The organism is Belliella kenyensis (assembly GCF_022549675.1).
In the GTDB taxonomy this organism is placed as follows: domain Bacteria; phylum Bacteroidota; class Bacteroidia; order Cytophagales; family Cyclobacteriaceae; genus Belliella; species Belliella kenyensis.
The window spans coordinates 16,731-34,599 of record NZ_JAKZGR010000014.1; the positions used below are offsets into that span (position 1 = coordinate 16,731).

Consider the following 17,869-nt stretch of genomic DNA (forward strand, 5'->3'; position numbering starts at 1 on the left):
TTGGTAGAAAGTGTCTGGCATGATTTTAAATAAATCCTCTATATTCGCACAACTTTAACGGAGGCGCTTATGACTAATAGGAAAGCTGCTATCATTGACATGGGCACCAATACATTTCATTTGTTATTGGTTGAGTTGAATGCAGAGAACTTTAAGACTATATACAAGGAAAAAATACCTGTAAAAATCGGACAAGGTGGTATAAGTAATAATATCATTACAAATGCTGCAAGTAAACGAGCATTTCACACACTGGGTCATTTCAAAAACCTGATAGATGGAGAAGGTATTACCGATATTTTTGCCTTTGCCACTAGCGCAGTAAGAAATGCTGAAAATGGATTAGTTTTCGTCTCTGAAATCAAGATAAAGTTTGATATAGACGTTCATGTCATTGACGGTGATGAAGAAGCACAGCTGATCTATGAGGGAATTAGGTTCAGTGGGGCATTAGATGACTCTACTCACTTGATGATGGATATCGGTGGAGGATCTGTAGAATTTATCATTGGAAATCACAAAGAAGCATTTTGGAAACAAAGCTTTGAAATTGGAGGACAAAGACTTTTGGATCTATTTCATTATCATGACCCTATTTTAGATTCAGAGGTGGTTAACTTAAATAGCTTTTTGGCAGATAAACTACAACCTCTGATCAATGCTATCGAGCTTTATCGTCCAGGAAAAATAGTAGGAGCCTCTGGTACATTTGACACGCTTAGCGATATGTATTACGAAAGTATTCATGGCAAAAAGAGAGTCCAAGAACTAGCCTTTCAATTACCCCGATTGGGTTTTGAATCTCTTGCGAGTCAACTTGTCTCACTAGACAAATCTGCAAGACTACAAATTCCAGGCATGATTCCAATGAGAGTAGATATGATCGTAGTAGCAACATGTCTCATTACTTACATTTTACAATATGTTTCGGGAGATTACTTGATTTGCTCGAGTTATGCTCTCAAAGAAGGGGCTATCTCTAGGTTGGTGAAAGCTGATTCTTTGACAAGTGCGATTACAAATTAACTTAAGAACAAAACATGAACACCTATAACTACGAAGCTTTATATAAATTCACTAAAAGCCTACTTTTAAAAATTGGATGCCCAGAGGCTGATGCAGATACAGCTTCGAAAGTATTGCTATCAGCTGATCTAAGGGGAGTAGACTCCCATGGCGTAGCGAGATTATCTGGCTACATAAGACTTTGGGAAAAAGGCCGAATCAATCCTACACCAAATCTAAAAATCACCTATGAAACCCCAAGCACTGCTGTGGTAGATGGTGATGCAGGCTTGGGCTTGATAGTGGCACCCTTTGCAATGCAAGTAGCCATCGAAAAAGCGAAAAATGTAGGCACAGGTTGGGTAAGTGTAAAAAACTCCAATCATTACGGAATCGCTGGTTACCACTCCATGATGGCTTTAGAGCATGATATGATTGGAATATCTTTAACCAATGCAAGCCCTTTGGTAAGCCCAACGTTTTCTAAAGAAAGAATGCTAGGAACTAATCCAATTTCTGTAGCAATTCCTGCTGACGAACAGCCTCCTTTTGTGGCAGATATGGCTACGACTACAGCTGCAAATGGAAAGCTTGAAATTCTTCAGCGAAAAGATCTAGATGCTCCACTTGGCTGGGTCCAAGATGCTCATGGCACCCCTACTACAGATGCAAATGGTGTAAAAAAAGGTGGCGCATTGCTTCCTCTTGGAGGTGATCGAGAGCATGGGTCGCACAAAGGCTACATTTTAGGTTCGATAGTAGATATACTTTCAGCAGTCTTATCTGGTGCCAATTATGGTCCTTGGGCTCCACCTTTTGTTGCATTCTTAGAGCCTGACCCCAATCCAGTCGGTGAAGGCCTAGGTCACTTTTTTGGGGCCATGAGAGTAGATGCCTTTAGACCAGCTGAAGAATTTAAGGCTCATATGGACAACTGGATTGCCAGGTTTAGGAAAGCAGCACCAGCTCCTGGTTTTGACAAAGTATTGATCCCCGGCGATCCTGAAAGGGAACTTGAGGCTGAAAGAAAGGTATCAGGCATTCCATTGATCAAAGCTGTGGAAGATGATTTAATGGAATTAGGTGAAAAGTTTGGAATAAAACTCGACAATTGACCTTACACTTTACTATTTAGTCTTTATCTTTTGTTAACTTGAGAATCTCAAACCACACAAAAGATAGACATGTCACACCCGAAACAATCCAGAAGAGACTTTTTAAAAAAATCCTCAGCAGCATTAGCACTGGCAAGTCTTAGCCTAGGGTCTTTTAAATCTATTGCAAATCCAGACACTCTAAAAGTAGCTTTGGTAGGCTGCGGTTGGTATGGAAAAATGGATTTATGGAGACTATTACAGGTTGCTAATGTAGAAGTAGTTGCGCTTTGCGATGTGGATAAAAACCATTTAGAAGAAACAAAAAATCTACTCGCAAAAAGATCTCCAAAAAGTAATCCCAAACTCTATAAAGATTATAGATCTTTGTTTTCCTCCCATGAAATAGACATCACAGTGATAGGTACGCCAGATCACTGGCATGCACTTCAAACCATAGCTGCAATTGAAGCTGGGTCTCATGTATATTTACAAAAACCAATTTCGGTTGATGTGCTTGAGGGTGAAGCTGTAGTGGCTGCTGCTAAAAAACATCAGAGAATCGTACAAGTAGGTCTACAAAGGAGAAGCACTCCCCATCTAATTGACGCAAAAGAAAAAATTATAGATAAAGGAGTACTGGGTAAAATTGGTCATGTAGAGATTTGCTGCTATTACCACATGCGTGCAAATGGGAACCCTTCTAGGGAACCTGTACCAGATTTTTTTGATTATGAGTTATGGACAGGCCCAGCACCAATGAGAGAGTTTGATGGATTACCTCATCAGAGATGGTGGAGAACGTTCATGGAATATGGCAATGGAATCACTGGAGATATGTGTGTACACATGTTGGATTGTGTCAGGTGGATGCTAGATCTAGGTTGGCCAACTAAAATCTCCGCCACTGGAGGCATATTGGTTCAAAAAGAAGGTAAATCCAATATAGCAGATACGCAAACAGCCGTATTTGAATTCCCCGAATTCAACGTAGTATGGCAGCATAGGACATGGGGAAACCCAGTAGATCCTGAATACCCTTGGGCATTCAAGATATTTGGCGAAAACGGCTACTTGGCAGGAAGTCCTCAAAAAGCAGACTATTTCCCAAAAGACAAATCAGACCCCATTCATTGGGATGTCAAATACGAAAAAGAAGAATTTTCTGAAGACTTAAAAGAAGAAAAAATAGAACTTCATGCAGTTCCAGCCACAAGGAAACACATGAAGGATCTTTTGAAAGCTATTGAAAACAAAAAGTCACCAGTGGCCAATGTAGAAGAAAGTCATATATCTACTGCAAGTTGTATATTGGCAAATATCAGCATGGAACTTGGAAGGCCTCTTTCGTACGATCCAGATTCTAAAACAATCCCAAATGATAAAGAAGCATCGGACTTGCTCAAAAGATCCTATAGATCACCGTGGAAGCATCCTTATGTCTAATATTTCAATTGATAGCAGCAGGAACTTGAATCAGAGTAAAGTTGATTTTCTTGAAATACGACAACATTGATCTATAATTAAACAAAACACAAAAAGTGATGCTCCCTTAAGTATCACTTTTTTTTATCCTCAAATTTTCTTTTCTTTTTTTTTGGACTGTGTAGCATTTTTAAAAATTGTACCGTCTAGTGGATGAAAAGATTCAAAAACCAACTTATAATTACTACAATGAATATTAGAAATGCTTTTAAAAATTTGCTTACTCCTATTGTTATCATTTTAGGATTAAGTAGCTGTCTGAATGATAATGATGGTGCTCCTATCCAGCCATTTGCATTTGTTTCCATCTATCATGGTGCTCCTGAGACAGCTTCTCTTGATGTGTTTGCAAACAGTAGTAAAGTAACCAATAGTCCTTTTAGATTTACGGAAACCTTACCTTACTTGAGATATTATCTTGGACAAAGAACATTCAAGTTTTCTCCTTATAATTCTGTTACCACATTACTTGAGGACACTTTCACGATTGAAGACAATAAAGTGTACAGCATATTTTTAACAGGTTTACCTAACGATCTGGAAGCCATTATAGTAGAAGACTCTTGGGGGTCTTTCAATCAAAATCAAACAAAAATCAGGTTTGTGCATCTATCACCAGATGCCGGTGAGGTCGAAATCTTACTAGACAACGAAGAAACATCAAAATTCGAGAACAATGAGTTCAAATCACACTCTAATTTTGAGGCTTTGGAAGCAAAAAGCTATAATATCAAAGTGGTCTCTAAAGAAACAGGAGAGACTTTGATAACTGCAAACAATGTAGAGCTTAAAAGAAACAGGGCATACAGCCTTATCTTAAGAGGTTTAGAAAGTGAACAAACCGATGTAAATAAGCAACTCAATTTACAACTTATAACCAACTTTATTAATTACTAGAATATCATCATGCTTGTTGATTAAAATCAGGGTTTGTCTAAAATCACATCTTGCTAGTAAATTAACCTGATGCCACGATGAGCCAAAAATTTCAAGCTAAATAAAAAGTCCCGAGATCCAAACTCGGGACTTTTATTTTACATTCAAATTTTAAGCAACAGACTTATTAATTAGCTATTTTATAAGGAAATACACTCCTTAGCAAGCATTAATAAGCTCTTGCAAAAAGTACTCTACCTTTGGATGAGTTTCCAGTAAATACACATGTCCCTTGTTCTTCTTTTTGATCAAGAGGAATACACCTAATTGTAGCTTTCGTTAGCTCTTTGATCTTGTCCTCCGTTTCAGAGCTTCCATCCCAGTGAGCCGAAACAAATCCACCTTTATTTTCAATCACATCCTGAAATTCTTCCCAAGAATTTACTTCCGTGGTATGAGTTGTTCTAAAATCAAATGCCTTTTGGTAAATGGTTGTTTGAATTTCTTCCAACTTTGCTACGATAAAAGAATCAATTTCAATTTCATTAAGATTGATCGTTTCCTTTGTCAAAGTATCTCGTCTTGCCAATTCTATGGTATTGTTTTCAAGATCTCTAGGTCCCATTGCAATCCTTAAAGGAACTCCTTTCAGTTCATACTCTGCAAATTTCCAGCCTGGCTTATGCGTATCTCTGTGATCAAAATGAACTGAAACACCAAGCTTTCTCAATTTTGAAACTATTTCTTTCGCCTTTTCTGAGATTCTGTCCAATTCTTCATCAGACTTGAATATCGGAACTATTACCACTTGAATAGGCGCAAGTTTTGGAGGCAAAACCAATCCATTATCATCAGAATGCGCCATGATAAGTGCTCCCATCAATCTTGTACTCACACCCCATGATGTCCCCCAAACATAATCCAGTCCACCCTCTTTTGTCGCAAATTTCACATCAAATGCCTTGGCAAAATTCTGTCCCAGAAAGTGGGATGTACCAGCTTGTAAAGCCTTACCATCTTGCATCATCGCCTCAATACAGTAAGTGTCTTCTGCTCCTGCAAACCTCTCATTTGGGGTCTTCACTCCTTTGACTACAGGCAGAGCCATGAATGACTCGGCAAAAGTAGCATACACATTGAGCATTTGCACAGTCTCATCGATAGCTTCTTGCTTTGTAGCATGTGCTGTATGGCCTTCTTGCCACAAAAACTCCGCTGTCCTCAAGAATAGTCTGGTTCGCATTTCCCATCTTACTACATTTGCCCATTGATTTACCAAAAGAGGCAAATCTCTGTAGGATTGAATCCAATTCTTATACGTACTCCAAATGACCGTTTCTGAAGTAGGTCTTACGATCAGCTCTTCTTCGAGTTTGGCTTCGGGATCCACAACTACGCCCTTACCATCCTCAGAATTTTTAAGTCTATAATGAGTCACCACGGCACACTCTTTTGCAAACCCTTCTACATGACTTGCTTCTTTGGATAAGTATGATTTTGGGATAAAAAGTGGAAAATAGGCATTAGTATGTCCGGTTTCTTTAAACATCCTATCAAGCTCAGCTTGCATCTTTTCCCAGATGGAATAACCATAAGGTTTGATGACCATACACCCTCTTACCGCAGAGTTTTCGGCTAGGTCAGCTCTCTTTACTAATTCGTTGTACCACAAAGAGTAGTCTTCACTTCTTTTAGGCAATCCTTTGCTCATGATTTATTTGTTGATTTGGAAATTCTATTTATATTCGTCTCTTATTGAGAGTTGGCAAATATAATTCAAAAATAACAACCCTCTTAGATAACACTCGTATAATAGTGTTGGAGATAGTAAACAACAACAAAATGAAACGATTTAACACATTCCTGACTTTAGGTGCATCAGCATTGGTAGCCTTGTCGTCTTGTAGCACCAGCTACAATGCTATGCAAGGTGAATCTGATGACCTTTACTTCATGGCTTCTGACGCAAGATTAGCGACAGAATTTGCTGTAAGTAACAATAACGCCCAAAATTTCAGAGCGCTATCAGAAACAAGTTCAGATCAATTTGAACAGGAAAATTTTTCCGCTCGAAATGTAAATCCTGAATATATAGCTAAATATCAAGCTGATTCAAACACCAGCGGTGATGGAGCAGTATATTTTGATGACAGTCAAGCAGCCGCAGAAGGTAATCCAAATATCAATGTATATAATAATTACTATAGTAATGCTGGAGGTAATTTCAACACATTCGGAGGTCCATTTATGAGTCCATGGATGATGGGTGGCTTCTCTCCTTGGGGTATGGGTATGGGAATGTGGGATCCTTTTTGGGGTCCAGGTTTTGGAATGGGTATGATGCCAGGAATGGGCTTTGGATTTAGACCAGGACTTCACATGTCTGTAGGATTCGGTTTCGGCGGAGGCTGGGGCTGGGGCAATCCTTGGATGATGAGAAGAGGCTTTGGAATGGGAGGATTTTATGATCCTTTCTGGGATCCTTTCTGGCCAGGAATGGGATTCGCTGGCGGCGGATGGGGCTGGGGTGCTCCAGGCTGGGGATGGGGCGGAAGACCTATCTATGTGATTCCAGGAAATGAATTTGGAAATAGACAAATAGTACGTGGTGCTAGACCGACTAGAGGTTCAGCCCTAGCAGCGACAGGTTCTAGATCAAGAGTTAACAACACAGCTGTAAACCCAAGCTCTTCAAGAGCAGCAGCTAGAAGAGATGCCACAGCTACAAGTAGAACTGGTACATCTGTAGCTAATTCCACAAGAAATTCAAGAGCTGATTTTGGAAGAAGTCAGAATGATTACTACAATAATTCTAGAGGAAGTGCTGCGGCTTCTTCAAGGTCAGCAGCTCCTTCTTCAAGAAACACCAGGTCTGCTGTCATGGATAGAGGTGCAAATAGAGTTGGTAGTACTACAGCAGCTCCATCTTACAGAAACTCAGCTCCTTCAAATTCAAGATCAAATGTAGGAACTACAGCTGCTCCAAGCAGATCCACAGCATCTCCTAGTTATAATAATTCTAGATCTACAGCTCCAAGCAGGAATACTTATTCACAGCCAGCAAGAACATCTACGCCAAGTAGAAGTACTTACAGCGCTCCATCAAGAAGTTCTGGTGGAAGTATGGGAGGTGGTAGTGTAGGTGGAGGAAGTCGAGGTGGTGGATCCAGCTCAGGAGGTGCTTCTCGAGGTGGTAGAGGAGGCTGATATTAAAACTATCTCAACAAATAAAAAAGATACCCAAACCTTATAGTTTGGGTATCTTTTTTATTACATAATTTAATATTTTATGATCTCTGATTATCTTTTTTTTTATTTATTACGTTTATAAATTCAGATCAAGCACCATATTTGATAATTGCTTGAATGATTAACTTAACTTATTACTATGTCTCTAATCAAAAAATCACTAATAGTTGGGGCTTTAGCCTGTGGGTTCAACCTATCAAATGCTTCAGCTCAGACAAGCTTTCTAGACGACACACAACTTTTTAGTCAGTTTCGATCTACTGGTTCTGCTCGCGTTAGTGCTTTGGGTGGTGCGCAGATGTCCCTCGGAGGTGATGTATCTAACATCCACACCAACCCAGCAGGTCTTGGATTTTACAGAAGGTCAGAATTCTCTTTTACCCCATCATTTTCTGCGAATCAAGCTCGGTCGAATTTCCTCGGTCAAATACAGGAAGATCGAACTCCAAATTTCTCGGTCCCTAACCTCAGCTTAGTTATAAGCAAACCAAAAGGCGACTTACAGCCAGGCTCATTTAGAGGAGGCACATTTGGTATCAGTTTCAACAGAATAGCTGATTTCAATAATCAATTTGGCTTTTATTCTGATGTACAACACGGAAATTCTCTCCTAGATTTCTATATCAACCAGTACAGTACTTTCGGTGAGCCTCCATTAGGAGCTACGGATGGATTGGTATTAGATATAGAGCTGGTTCAAGGTAATCCTGCAAATGGATTCATCAAAGACCCTGAATATGCGATTGGTTTGCCATTTGCCGATGAGACTATCATTACAGAAGGAGGTATTACCCAAACTTCTTTTTCTTATGGAGCCAATTTTAACAACAAGTTATTTGTTGGGGCTGGTTTAGGTATTCAATCAGTTAATTTCTTCCAAAATAGAATTTATGGAGAGGAATTCCTTGATGGGAATGGCGTACGCTCTTTACTGTATTCCATTGAGGACAATACCAGAATCAATGGGTTCGGGGCTAGCCTAACAGCAGGATTAATATTCAAACCTGTTGAGACGGTGAACCTTGGCTTGAACTTCAAAAGTCCAACTTGGTACAGGTTAAACAAAGAAGTAGATGCCAATATTATTGGTGAGTTTTACGACCTAAATGGTCAGCTGGAGTTTACTGAAAGAGCAAATTCTGACTTGGAGATAAGCACAACAACTTTAAGTACACCACTTGTTTTGAGCGCAGGAGGAACAGTTTTCATTGGTAAAAACGGATTCTTAACCGCAGATGTAGATTATGTCGATTACAGCCAAAACAGATTGAACTCTAGAGATTTCGACACATCATTTGACAATGCGGACATCAATACATTCCTAGGTTCTACATTCAACTTTAGGGTTGGTGGTGAATATAGGTTAAATATTTGGAGATTAAGAGCTGGATATGCCCTATACGGAGATCCTACTACAGACGAATCTTTTGATAGAAGTATGCAGAGAATCACAGGAGGCATTGGTGTAAGACTTAGAAAAATGTATGTTGACTTTGCTTTAATCAATTCAAGATCTGAAAGTCTCTACAATTCATATGCGATCATCAACAGTTCCAATCAAAATGTAGGGCCTTTTACAGAAACAAGAAATAACATGACACAAGGCATGCTGACTTTAGGATTCAACTTCTAAAAAGTTAATCAATTTAGCCATTAAAAGCTCAGTGGAAGGATCATCCCCACTGAGCTTTATTTTTGCTTGATGATAATATCCCTCACGAGAAGCCAAAAGATCCTTCAGCTTTAAAATGATCTCGCCAGCATCCAAGCCAGAGAACATAGGCCTTTGATTTGCATGATCTCTTGTGAGCCTATGTAATATAGTTTCTAAAGAAACATCCAAGTAGACGGACACCCCCAACTTATTTATGATATTCATGTTATCATTGAAGCATGGCGTACCCCCTCCTGTTGATAAAACAAATCCTTCTACTTGATTCAAGATTTTATTTAGATAATTGGTTTCCAACTCTCTAAATCTTCCTTCACCTTTCTTTTCAAAAATCTCCTTTATTTGCATGCTTTCCCCAATTTCAATCTGATGATCGAGGTCAACAAAAGCAAAATTGAGTGTTCTTGCTAGATTTTTTCCAAAAGTAGATTTGCCAGAACCAGGCATCCCAACCAGTACTATCTTCAAAGGCAGTCTCATTTCGTTAAAATTGATTTAACTTCTTCTGGATTTGGAGTGTTTCTGAAATGATATTTTTTCACTACTGTACCCTCGTCTAATAGCAATAATCCAGGATTGGATCTCATGATTGTCTTCAATACAGTTGCATCAGCCTGATATCCTAAGACATCCCAACTATGTTGATTGAGGAAAGCATCTATATCAGGCTGAGAGGATGCAGCAACTAATATCACTTCGATTTCTGAATTTTGTAATCCAGTGACTAATCTTTCCAGCTTACTCAAGCTGTTATCTGTCACCTTTGCAAGATTAGTCGCCAAAACAACCGCTTTTTGTCCAGATAAAATTTCTTCTGTATAATCACCATCCTCATTCCAGACAGCAAAATCAGATATTTTTGGCAATGCTTCCTCATTATTGAGTTTCAATTCAACAAATTCATAAGCTTCATCAGAGGGATATTGATCAAAAATCTCTTCTTTACCATCCTTTTGCATAACATAACTATACTCAAGTGGTGCTGAAGGTTGCATTGCTTGCGGAATATTCACCCCTTCCTTATAGGCCCTGAAATCTATAAAAGGGAGATTTCTAATCGCTAAAATTGCCACCGAAATAGAAAATACCAATGAAAACGAAGCAGTCCATAGAGCCCAATTTGCTCGATTATCTTTAAGTGATTTTCTAGAAAGAAAAAGGATAAGAATCATCACCAGAAGTACAATATCCTTATAGAATGACTCCCAAGGTGTTAACTTGATCGCATCTCCAAAACATCCACAATCGGTCACCTTATTGAAATATGCTGAATAGAACGTAAGAAAAGTGAAGAATAAAATCATCAAGCCCAGAGCCCACACAGTAAATCTAAGCTTAAACCCTACTATCAGCATCACTCCTAACACGACTTCCGCCACGACCATTACTACACCAATCTCCAAAGCCCAAGGCTTGAACATTTCAAAAAATCCAGCAATATCATAGGAAAAAACATCAAAATACTCCTCAAGCTTGATCGCTGTACCTACTGGATCATTTACTTTGATCAATCCAGAAAAGATGAATAGACCGCCTACCAATAAGCGGATGAGACGCAATAGCAAGTCCTTAAGCATGGTTTTGTATTTTTATAAGACAAAAAATCGCATAATTGATCATATCTTGGTAGTTGGCCTCAATACCTTCAGAGACTAAAGTCTTGCCTGCATTATCTTCAATTTGTTTTACCCTGTAAAGTTTCATGAGGATAATATCTGTCATCGATGAAATGCGCAAATCTCTCCATGCTTCATCATAATCATGATTTTTATTTTCTAACAACCCCCTAGTGGCATTCACCCAGTGCTCATACATAGGAGCTAACTCTTCATAACTTAGCTCCATTCGATCATCATCCTTTAGAGAAATCTGAATAAGTGCAATCAGACAGTAGTTGATGATTCCCACAAACTCATCCGAAATCGGATCATCGACTCTTTGAGTACCTTTTTCTTGTATAGAACGTATGCGCTGTGCTTTGATAAAAATCTGGTCTGTGATCGATGGAATCCTCAAGATTCTCCACGCCGTACCATAATCTATTGTTTTCTTCTTAAAAAGTTCTTTACAAAGGCCAATAACTTGATTATATTCGCTGACAGTTTGCGTTTTCAAGGTAGTTTGATTTAATGAACAACTTATTCTCTTCTTCTTCGGAAATCGAAGATAAATTATTTCCTCCAAAAATAACACTTCAAAGTAGAGGAAAGCTATTTTTATTGGATAAACCCTGGGTAATGGGCATCATGAACATCACCACAGACTCATTTCATGAAAAAAGTAGAGTAGCATTTGATGAAGCGGCTATACTTAATGCAGCTTCTAAAATGATAAATGAAGGGGCTGACATATTGGATATAGGTGGCTACAGTAGTAGACCTGGCGCAGATGATGTTCCTGAATCTGTAGAAATTAAACGGGTAGTATCGGCAATCAGTGCGATTCGAAAAGAATTTCCTGATATTTTGATTTCCGTAGATACATTCCGCTCAAAGGTTGCTTGGGAAGCAGTAAATGAGGGTGCATCAATGGTAAATGACATATCAGCAGGTGAGTTAGATGAGCAAATGATCCCGACAGTAGGAAAGTTGAAAATTCCCTACATTGCTATGCATATGAGAGGTAATCCTAAAAACATGAAGGATTTGACGACCTATGATGATATTGTTTTAGAGTTAATGACTTTTTTTTCAAAAAAATTGAACCAATGTATCAAAGCTGGCATTAATGATGTGATACTTGACCCAGGTCTAGGTTTTTCAAAAACACTTGAACAAAATTATTGTATTCTTAAGAATTTATATTATTTTAAGAGTATGCAAAACCCGATCTTGATAGGACTATCGAGAAAGTCTATGATCTATAAAAAACTACATGTGGATCCTAGTCAAGCACTCAATGGCACCACAGCACTTCACATGGCTGCATTACTTAAAGGTGCAAATATCCTGCGTGTTCATGATGTAAAAGAAGCAAATGAAACCATAACTTTATTCAAACAACTATACTCTTGAGTTTATTATTTAAAATAGGATTTTTAGAAATATCCATCGTCAATATCATAGATATTACCTTGGTCAGTATGCTTTTGTATCAAGTCTACAAACTACTAAGAGGTAGTGTTGCCATCAAGATTTTCTTAGGATTTCTGTCTATATACTTGATATATTTGATGGTGAGTGCCGCTAGGATGGAATTACTCTCTATCATATTAGGCCAGTTTATGGGTGTAGGTGTGATCGCCGCAATCATCATTTTCGCTCCTGAAATTCGAAAATTCTTATTGATCATAGGAAAGTCCTCGTTTTTATCCAATGAAAACATCTTACAAGAACTACTATTTTGGAGAAAACGAGAAACTCAGGTATTCAATATTAATCCCATCATAGATGCCTCAAAATCTCTTTCTGGAACAAACATGGGTGCATTGATGGTGATTTCAAGAAACTCTGAGCTAAAGTTTTATGCAGAAAGTGGAGATTTGATGGATGCTATAGTTTCCAAAAGATTGTTGATATCTATTTTCAATAAATATAGTCCGCTACATGACGGAGCGGTGATCATCTATAATGGAAAAGTAAAAGCAGCTAGGTGCATTCTACCAGTCACGGAAAGAGATGTCCCTGCTCAATTTGGACTTAGGCATAGGGCAGCAATAGGAATGTCAGAAGCTACAGATACTTTGGTATTGATAGTGTCAGAAGAAACTGGACAAATTTCTTTGGCAAAAAACGGAAAAATCCTGCATAACCTTTCATTTCAAGAAGTAAGGGAATTTATCAATGATTACCTCACTGGTGTGGACATAGATGATAAATTTGAACCCATCACAGCTTATCAAAGAGACAGGTTGAAAACAAGCTAATACCTTCAAAGATAATTTAGACAATAAAAAAGAGGCCTTTCATAAAGCCTCTTTTTTATTGTCTTTGCAATAGGAAACAATTAAGAAATGACCCCTAGCTCTTTTCCAACAGCCACAAAAGCTTCGATAGCTTGATCTAAATGAGACTGTTCATGCCCTGCTGAGATCTGAACCCTGATACGAGCTTGACCTTTTGGCACCACAGGATAGTAGAAGCCTATTACATAGACCCCTTTTTCGAGAAGCTTTTCCGCCATTTTCTGTGATAGGACAGCGTCATAAAGCATAATAGGGACTATGGCATGCTCACCTGGCTTGATATCAAATCCAGCTTCTGTCATTTTTTTTCTAAAATAAGTAGTATTGGATTCTAGCTTGTCTCTGAGTTCCGTGGTCTCAGTAAGCAAATTGAACACCTCTATAGAAGCACCAGTGATAGATGGGGCCAAGGTATTAGAAAACAAATAAGGTCTAGAGCGCTGTCTGAGGATCTCTATGATTTCTTTTCTACCAGAAGTAAAACCACCCGATGCACCTCCGAGTGCTTTCCCTAATGTACCTGTAATGATATCGATTTTACCCATTACACCTTTTAGTTCATGTACTCCTCTTCCAGTTTTACCCATGAATCCTGTAGAATGACATTCATCCGACATTACAAGTGCTTTATACTTTTCTGCCAAAGCTACTATCTTGTCTAGTTGAGCTATGGTTCCATCCATAGAGAATACTCCATCTGTTACAATGATTTTGTTCACTGCACCTTTGGCTTCTGCCTCTTGAAGCTGTTTTTCCAAGTCTTCCATATCATTATGCTGATACCTGAACCTCATCGCCTTACACAGCCTTACTCCGTCAATGATGGATGCATGATTCAGCGCATCAGATATAATCGCATCTTCAGGACCAAGTATAGGCTCAAATACACCACCATTAGCGTCAAATGCAGCAGCATAAAGAATAGTATCTTCTGTACCCAAGAATTCTGAAATCTTTTGCTCTAAGGTTTTATGGATATCTTGAGTTCCGCAGATGAATCTTACAGAAGACATCCCGAAGCCATGACTATCGATGGCATCCTTTGCCGCTTGGATTACTCTTGGGTGTGAAGATAGCCCTAGGTAATTATTGGCACAGAAATTCAACACCTCTTTTCCTCCAGCAATGGTAATACTGGCTGATTGTGGTGAGGTGATTATACGTTCATTTTTGAACAAGCCTGCCTCTTGAATCTCTTTTAACTCTTGTTCTAATTTGGGCTTTAAGGTTTCAAACATATTATTTTGTTTTTATTCTAAATTCATGACAAATCAAAAGAAATTAAATAAGAATCCTCAATTGAAATTATTATTTTTGCTCCAATCGATACCCAAATATATCAAAAGCTAAAGGGTCTAAAAAACCTTATAGATTGAAAGTTTCAAAATGGAAAGAATTCTTATCATAGGAGCAGCTGGACAGCTGGGTTCAGAGCTCACATTCACCCTATCTCAGCAATACGGAGGTGATAACATCATCGCTTCCGATCTTAACCCGAAAGCACTAGAAAAGTTCGAATACTGTAAGACCGCAGTACTAGACATCATGGATCAAGATGCAGTAAGAAAACTTGTCAAAGACCAAAATGTCAAACAAATCTATCACCTGGCCGCCGTTCTTTCTGCCACTGGCGAAAAGAACCCAAGATTTGCTTGGCAACTCAACATGGACAGCCTACTATTTGTCTTAGAACTGGCCATGGAGTTCAAGATGGATAAAATTTACTGGCCTTCTTCAATAGCTGTTTTTGGTCCTAACACTCCTAAAATTAACACCCCTCAGTTCTGTGTCAAAGAACCAAATACAGTCTATGGCATATCCAAACAAGCTGGTGAGAGGTGGTGTGAATACTATTTTCAAAAATTCGGAGTAGACGTAAGAAGCTTGAGGTACCCAGGATTGATAGGATACAAGTCACTTCCAGGAGGCGGAACTACGGATTATGCAGTTGACATATACCACAAGGCAATAGCAGGAGAGCATTTCGATTGCTTTTTGAGTGCTGAGACTGCACTTCCTATGATGTATATGCCAGATGCGATCAAAGCAACACTAGACCTGATGCACGCACCTAAAGAAAGCGTTAAAATAAGATCAAGCTACAATCTGGCAGCTATTAGCTTTACACCAGAAGATATTTATCAATGCATCAAAACTCATCACCCTGATTTTACGATCTCCTATTCACCCGATTTCAGGCAGTCTATTGCTGACAGTTGGCCAGATAGTATAGATGATACAAGGGCAAGGGAAGATTGGGGATGGAATCATGAATATGACCTTAAAAAAATGACTGAAGATATTCTAAGAAACCTACCTGCATATTTGGTTAATTTTTAGAAAAAAGGGGGATAAAGCTAAGCTTTATCCCCCTTTTTTCTAAAAATTTTGATTATATCGTGTTTTGCAACAAATCATTTATTTTTCTATTCTGATTTGTCTTCTAATAACGCCTTCTTGATGAATTATATGAAGGTAATAAAATCCATATTTAAATTTCCGAACATCAACAATGGTTTTCTTTTCGGAAGTTACCGCAGCATGGACTTCATTACCAGATGCATCGAACAATTTTAGCTCTATCTTCCCGTTTTTGGAATATTTACTTTCCGGACTTTCAGACTGATTGATTTCAATATTGAGTACATCGGAGGCAGGGTTTGGGTATATCTTGTAATCACTGAGATATCCATAGCATTGTTCTGACCTAAATGCAAAGTCTTTGAAATCGCTTCCACAATCATTCTGTGTGGTCAGCCTAAATATTATTTCTTGACCATAGTCCCAGAAATCAAAATAAATTGTCGCCAAATCATCACTGAAAGTTACATTATAAGTAAGACTAGGGTCCGAAACATGAAGAATCTGAAGATTATGAAAGTTAGAAATTCCAGCTTCAATTGGTATTTCTGCACTAACTGGTGTATACAAATCACATACCACGTTGTTAATAATCGAAAAATAGGGCTGGGTGGGTTGGGTGTTATTATTATAGGAATAGGTTCCCATATTTATTTTTGGAGAACCTACAGTAATATCCTTGGTTATTTCAATTTCACCACACCCAGTATTCACATTAAAAGTTAAGGTAGCAGTACCCGATATAGCACTGCTTGCAGGGCTTAGACTTGCTGTAGCACCTGTGCCCGATGTCGCTCCCGAGAACAAATTAGTAGGAGAAACAGACCATGAGACCATACTGCCAGCAGGTGGGTTTTGAAGTGAATAGGAAGAGGAGGTGCAGAGAAAGTCAGGGCCGGAGATGGTGGGAAGGGCTGCTTGAACAGCGTCAAAGGCATTAACACGGCCAAAACCAAAAGTATTATTAAAACCAGCTGACCCCATGTCTGTTGCCGTTTGTTGTAAAATACTTCTAACCTCATTTTCTGTAAGGTTACAATTGACTGATAACATTAATGCTGCAACTCCAGAAACCTGAGGTGCTGCGGCAGAAGTGCCTCCGAATGTAAATGTATAATTCCCTGGATCATACCCTAAGTTCCCCATCCGATCTGTTGTAACCACATCACTATTGCTAGCACCATTCCCTGAAGGAGCCACTAAATCCATTTCTGCCCCCCTACTGCTGTAATTCCAAATATTACCGTTCCGGTCAATGGCACCAACAGTGATAACACCATCGACATTAGCAGGGAAAGTAACACCATTAAAACAGCCTGCCCCGACTGGGCAATCTGGTCTTGGATTAGAATTGCCTGATGAAAAAACAACTAAACTGCCTAATCCTCCACGACCCTGAGTTCTGGCATTATTTATAGCTTGTATGATTTGTCCTGATTCAATAATATTATTTGGATTTGTTGTATTATAACCCCAAGAATTACTTAATATATCAGATTGACCATCATCCCAAGCCCAATTTATAGCATCTGCTATATTTTGAGCATCTTCTATCCATCTTAGTCGTTGTCCTGCGGGAAAATTAAAATCCAATATCCAGCTATTAAAAATGTTTATTGGTACTATCTCTGAACTAGGCGAAACCCCAGCAATTCCTACATTGTTATGGGTAGCTCCAATAATTCCTGCACATGCTTGCCCATGTCCAATAATCCCTTCATTAGCGGGTGGTAAGTTGTTGGTAGGCGCACCAAACCCATTTGGATCTAAAGGAGTAAAACCCTGTAAAACTCTTCCATTCAAATCTTCATGTTCTTCGACACCATCATCAATTACAGCTACTCTAACTACATTTAAACCTGTATTTAATTGCCAAGCTTTAGGGGCATTAATATCGATATTATTATTTTGCTTTAAATAATATTGTTGGTTAAAAAGTGGGTCTGTGGGAGACTGATGTTTAATAATTTCTACTATAAAGTTAGGCTCACTCCACTCAACCAAACCACTTTGATATATTTGATTAGCTAGACTCAAAAGCTCATTGATATCTTTTGGGGTTACAGTAATAGTCCCGTATTTTGATTTGCTTAAAAAAGTAACCTTTCCTTTGCAATAATCGATTACTTTTTGGTAGTTCACATCCACTTTTGGTTGAAATACAATTTCACCCGTAGGTATCAATGGGAAATCCCCTGATTTAAAAACCGGCAATAAATGAAA

At 38.6% G+C, this 17,869-nt stretch carries 15 protein-coding genes; 9 read left to right on the top strand and 6 right to left on the bottom strand.

Annotated elements, in window-relative coordinates:
- Positions 1 to 69 precede the first annotated feature (69 nt).
- The 4 genes from MM214_RS14450 (at position 70) to MM214_RS14465 (ending at position 4,481) form a co-directional block, all read left to right on the top strand.
- On the top strand, positions 70 to 1,026 hold the full coding sequence (locus MM214_RS14450) for a Ppx/GppA phosphatase family protein (protein ID WP_241296375.1): 957 nt from the start codon (positions 70 to 72) through the stop codon (positions 1,024 to 1,026).
- A 14-nt stretch (positions 1,027 to 1,040) separates the two neighbouring features.
- The gene (locus MM214_RS14455) at positions 1,041 to 2,120 is read left to right on the top strand and encodes an Ldh family oxidoreductase (RefSeq protein ID WP_241296377.1); all 1,080 of its coding nucleotides are present in this window, start codon (positions 1,041 to 1,043) and stop codon (positions 2,118 to 2,120) included.
- A gap of 69 nt (positions 2,121 to 2,189) precedes the next feature.
- Positions 2,190 to 3,545 (top strand): Gfo/Idh/MocA family protein, encoded by a 1,356-nt coding sequence (locus tag MM214_RS14460; RefSeq protein WP_241296379.1) that lies wholly within the window; start codon positions 2,190 to 2,192, stop codon positions 3,543 to 3,545.
- Positions 3,546 to 3,737: 192 nt separating this feature from the next.
- Positions 3,738 to 4,481, top strand: a complete 744-nt coding sequence (locus MM214_RS14465; RefSeq protein ID WP_241296381.1) for a DUF4397 domain-containing protein — start codon at positions 3,738 to 3,740, stop codon at positions 4,479 to 4,481.
- A gap of 208 nt (positions 4,482 to 4,689) precedes the next feature.
- On the opposite strand, the gene proS is transcribed toward MM214_RS14465, so the two are convergent.
- The gene (gene proS, locus MM214_RS14470; RefSeq protein ID WP_241296383.1) at positions 4,690 to 6,171 is read right to left on the bottom strand and encodes a proline--tRNA ligase; all 1,482 of its coding nucleotides are present in this window, start codon (positions 6,169 to 6,171) and stop codon (positions 4,690 to 4,692) included.
- Positions 6,172 to 6,302: 131 nt separating this feature from the next.
- Between proS and MM214_RS14475 the strand changes: the two genes are divergently transcribed.
- Together MM214_RS14475 and MM214_RS14480 are read left to right on the top strand one after the other, a co-directional pair.
- On the top strand, positions 6,303 to 7,667 hold the full coding sequence (locus MM214_RS14475) for a hypothetical protein (protein WP_241296385.1): 1,365 nt from the start codon (positions 6,303 to 6,305) through the stop codon (positions 7,665 to 7,667).
- A gap of 181 nt (positions 7,668 to 7,848) precedes the next feature.
- The gene (locus MM214_RS14480) at positions 7,849 to 9,342 is read left to right on the top strand and encodes an OmpP1/FadL family transporter (RefSeq protein ID WP_241296387.1); all 1,494 of its coding nucleotides are present in this window, start codon (positions 7,849 to 7,851) and stop codon (positions 9,340 to 9,342) included.
- Here MM214_RS14480 and MM214_RS14485 read toward each other — a convergent pair.
- Genes MM214_RS14485 through MM214_RS14495 form a run of 3 tightly spaced genes read right to left on the bottom strand, consistent with a single transcriptional unit; the run spans position 9,325 to position 11,496 of the window.
- Entirely contained in the window at positions 9,325 to 9,861 is a 537-nt protein-coding gene (locus MM214_RS14485; RefSeq protein WP_241296389.1) for a shikimate kinase, read from the bottom strand. The two genes, MM214_RS14480 and MM214_RS14485, sit on opposite strands and share 18 nt — an antisense overlap.
- Complete coding sequence (locus MM214_RS14490) at positions 9,858 to 10,958, bottom strand: BT_3928 family protein (protein WP_241296391.1); 1,101 nt, start codon at positions 10,956 to 10,958, stop codon at positions 9,858 to 9,860. The genes MM214_RS14485 and MM214_RS14490 overlap by 4 nt, the downstream gene beginning before the upstream one ends.
- Complete coding sequence (locus MM214_RS14495) at positions 10,951 to 11,496, bottom strand: DUF1599 domain-containing protein (protein ID WP_241296393.1); 546 nt, start codon at positions 11,494 to 11,496, stop codon at positions 10,951 to 10,953. The genes MM214_RS14490 and MM214_RS14495 overlap by 8 nt, the downstream gene beginning before the upstream one ends.
- A 14-nt stretch (positions 11,497 to 11,510) precedes the next feature.
- On the opposite strand from MM214_RS14495, the gene folP reads away from it, so the two are divergent.
- Positions 11,511 to 12,395 carry a dihydropteroate synthase gene (gene folP, locus MM214_RS14500; RefSeq protein WP_241296395.1) on the top strand — a complete coding sequence of 295 codons (885 nt, stop codon included), beginning with the start codon at positions 11,511 to 11,513 and terminating at the stop codon, positions 12,393 to 12,395.
- Positions 12,392 to 13,246, top strand: a complete 855-nt coding sequence (gene cdaA / locus MM214_RS14505) for a diadenylate cyclase CdaA (RefSeq protein WP_241296397.1) — start codon at positions 12,392 to 12,394, stop codon at positions 13,244 to 13,246. The genes folP and cdaA overlap by 4 nt, the downstream gene beginning before the upstream one ends.
- An 80-nt stretch (positions 13,247 to 13,326) precedes the next feature.
- On the opposite strand, the gene kbl is transcribed toward cdaA, so the two are convergent.
- Positions 13,327 to 14,523 (bottom strand): glycine C-acetyltransferase, encoded by a 1,197-nt coding sequence (gene kbl / locus MM214_RS14510; RefSeq protein WP_241296399.1) that lies wholly within the window; start codon positions 14,521 to 14,523, stop codon positions 13,327 to 13,329.
- A gap of 148 nt (positions 14,524 to 14,671) precedes the next feature.
- Here kbl and MM214_RS14515 point away from each other — a divergent pair, with 148 nt between their 5' ends.
- On the top strand, positions 14,672 to 15,625 hold the full coding sequence (locus MM214_RS14515; protein WP_241296401.1) for an NAD-dependent epimerase/dehydratase family protein: 954 nt from the start codon (positions 14,672 to 14,674) through the stop codon (positions 15,623 to 15,625).
- Positions 15,626 to 15,703: 78 nt separating this feature from the next.
- On the opposite strand, the gene MM214_RS14520 is transcribed toward MM214_RS14515, so the two are convergent.
- Positions 15,704 to 17,860, bottom strand: coding sequence for a S8 family serine peptidase (locus MM214_RS14520; protein WP_241296403.1), 2,157 nt, complete (start codon positions 17,858 to 17,860; stop codon positions 15,704 to 15,706).
- Positions 17,861 to 17,869 lie beyond the last annotated feature (9 nt).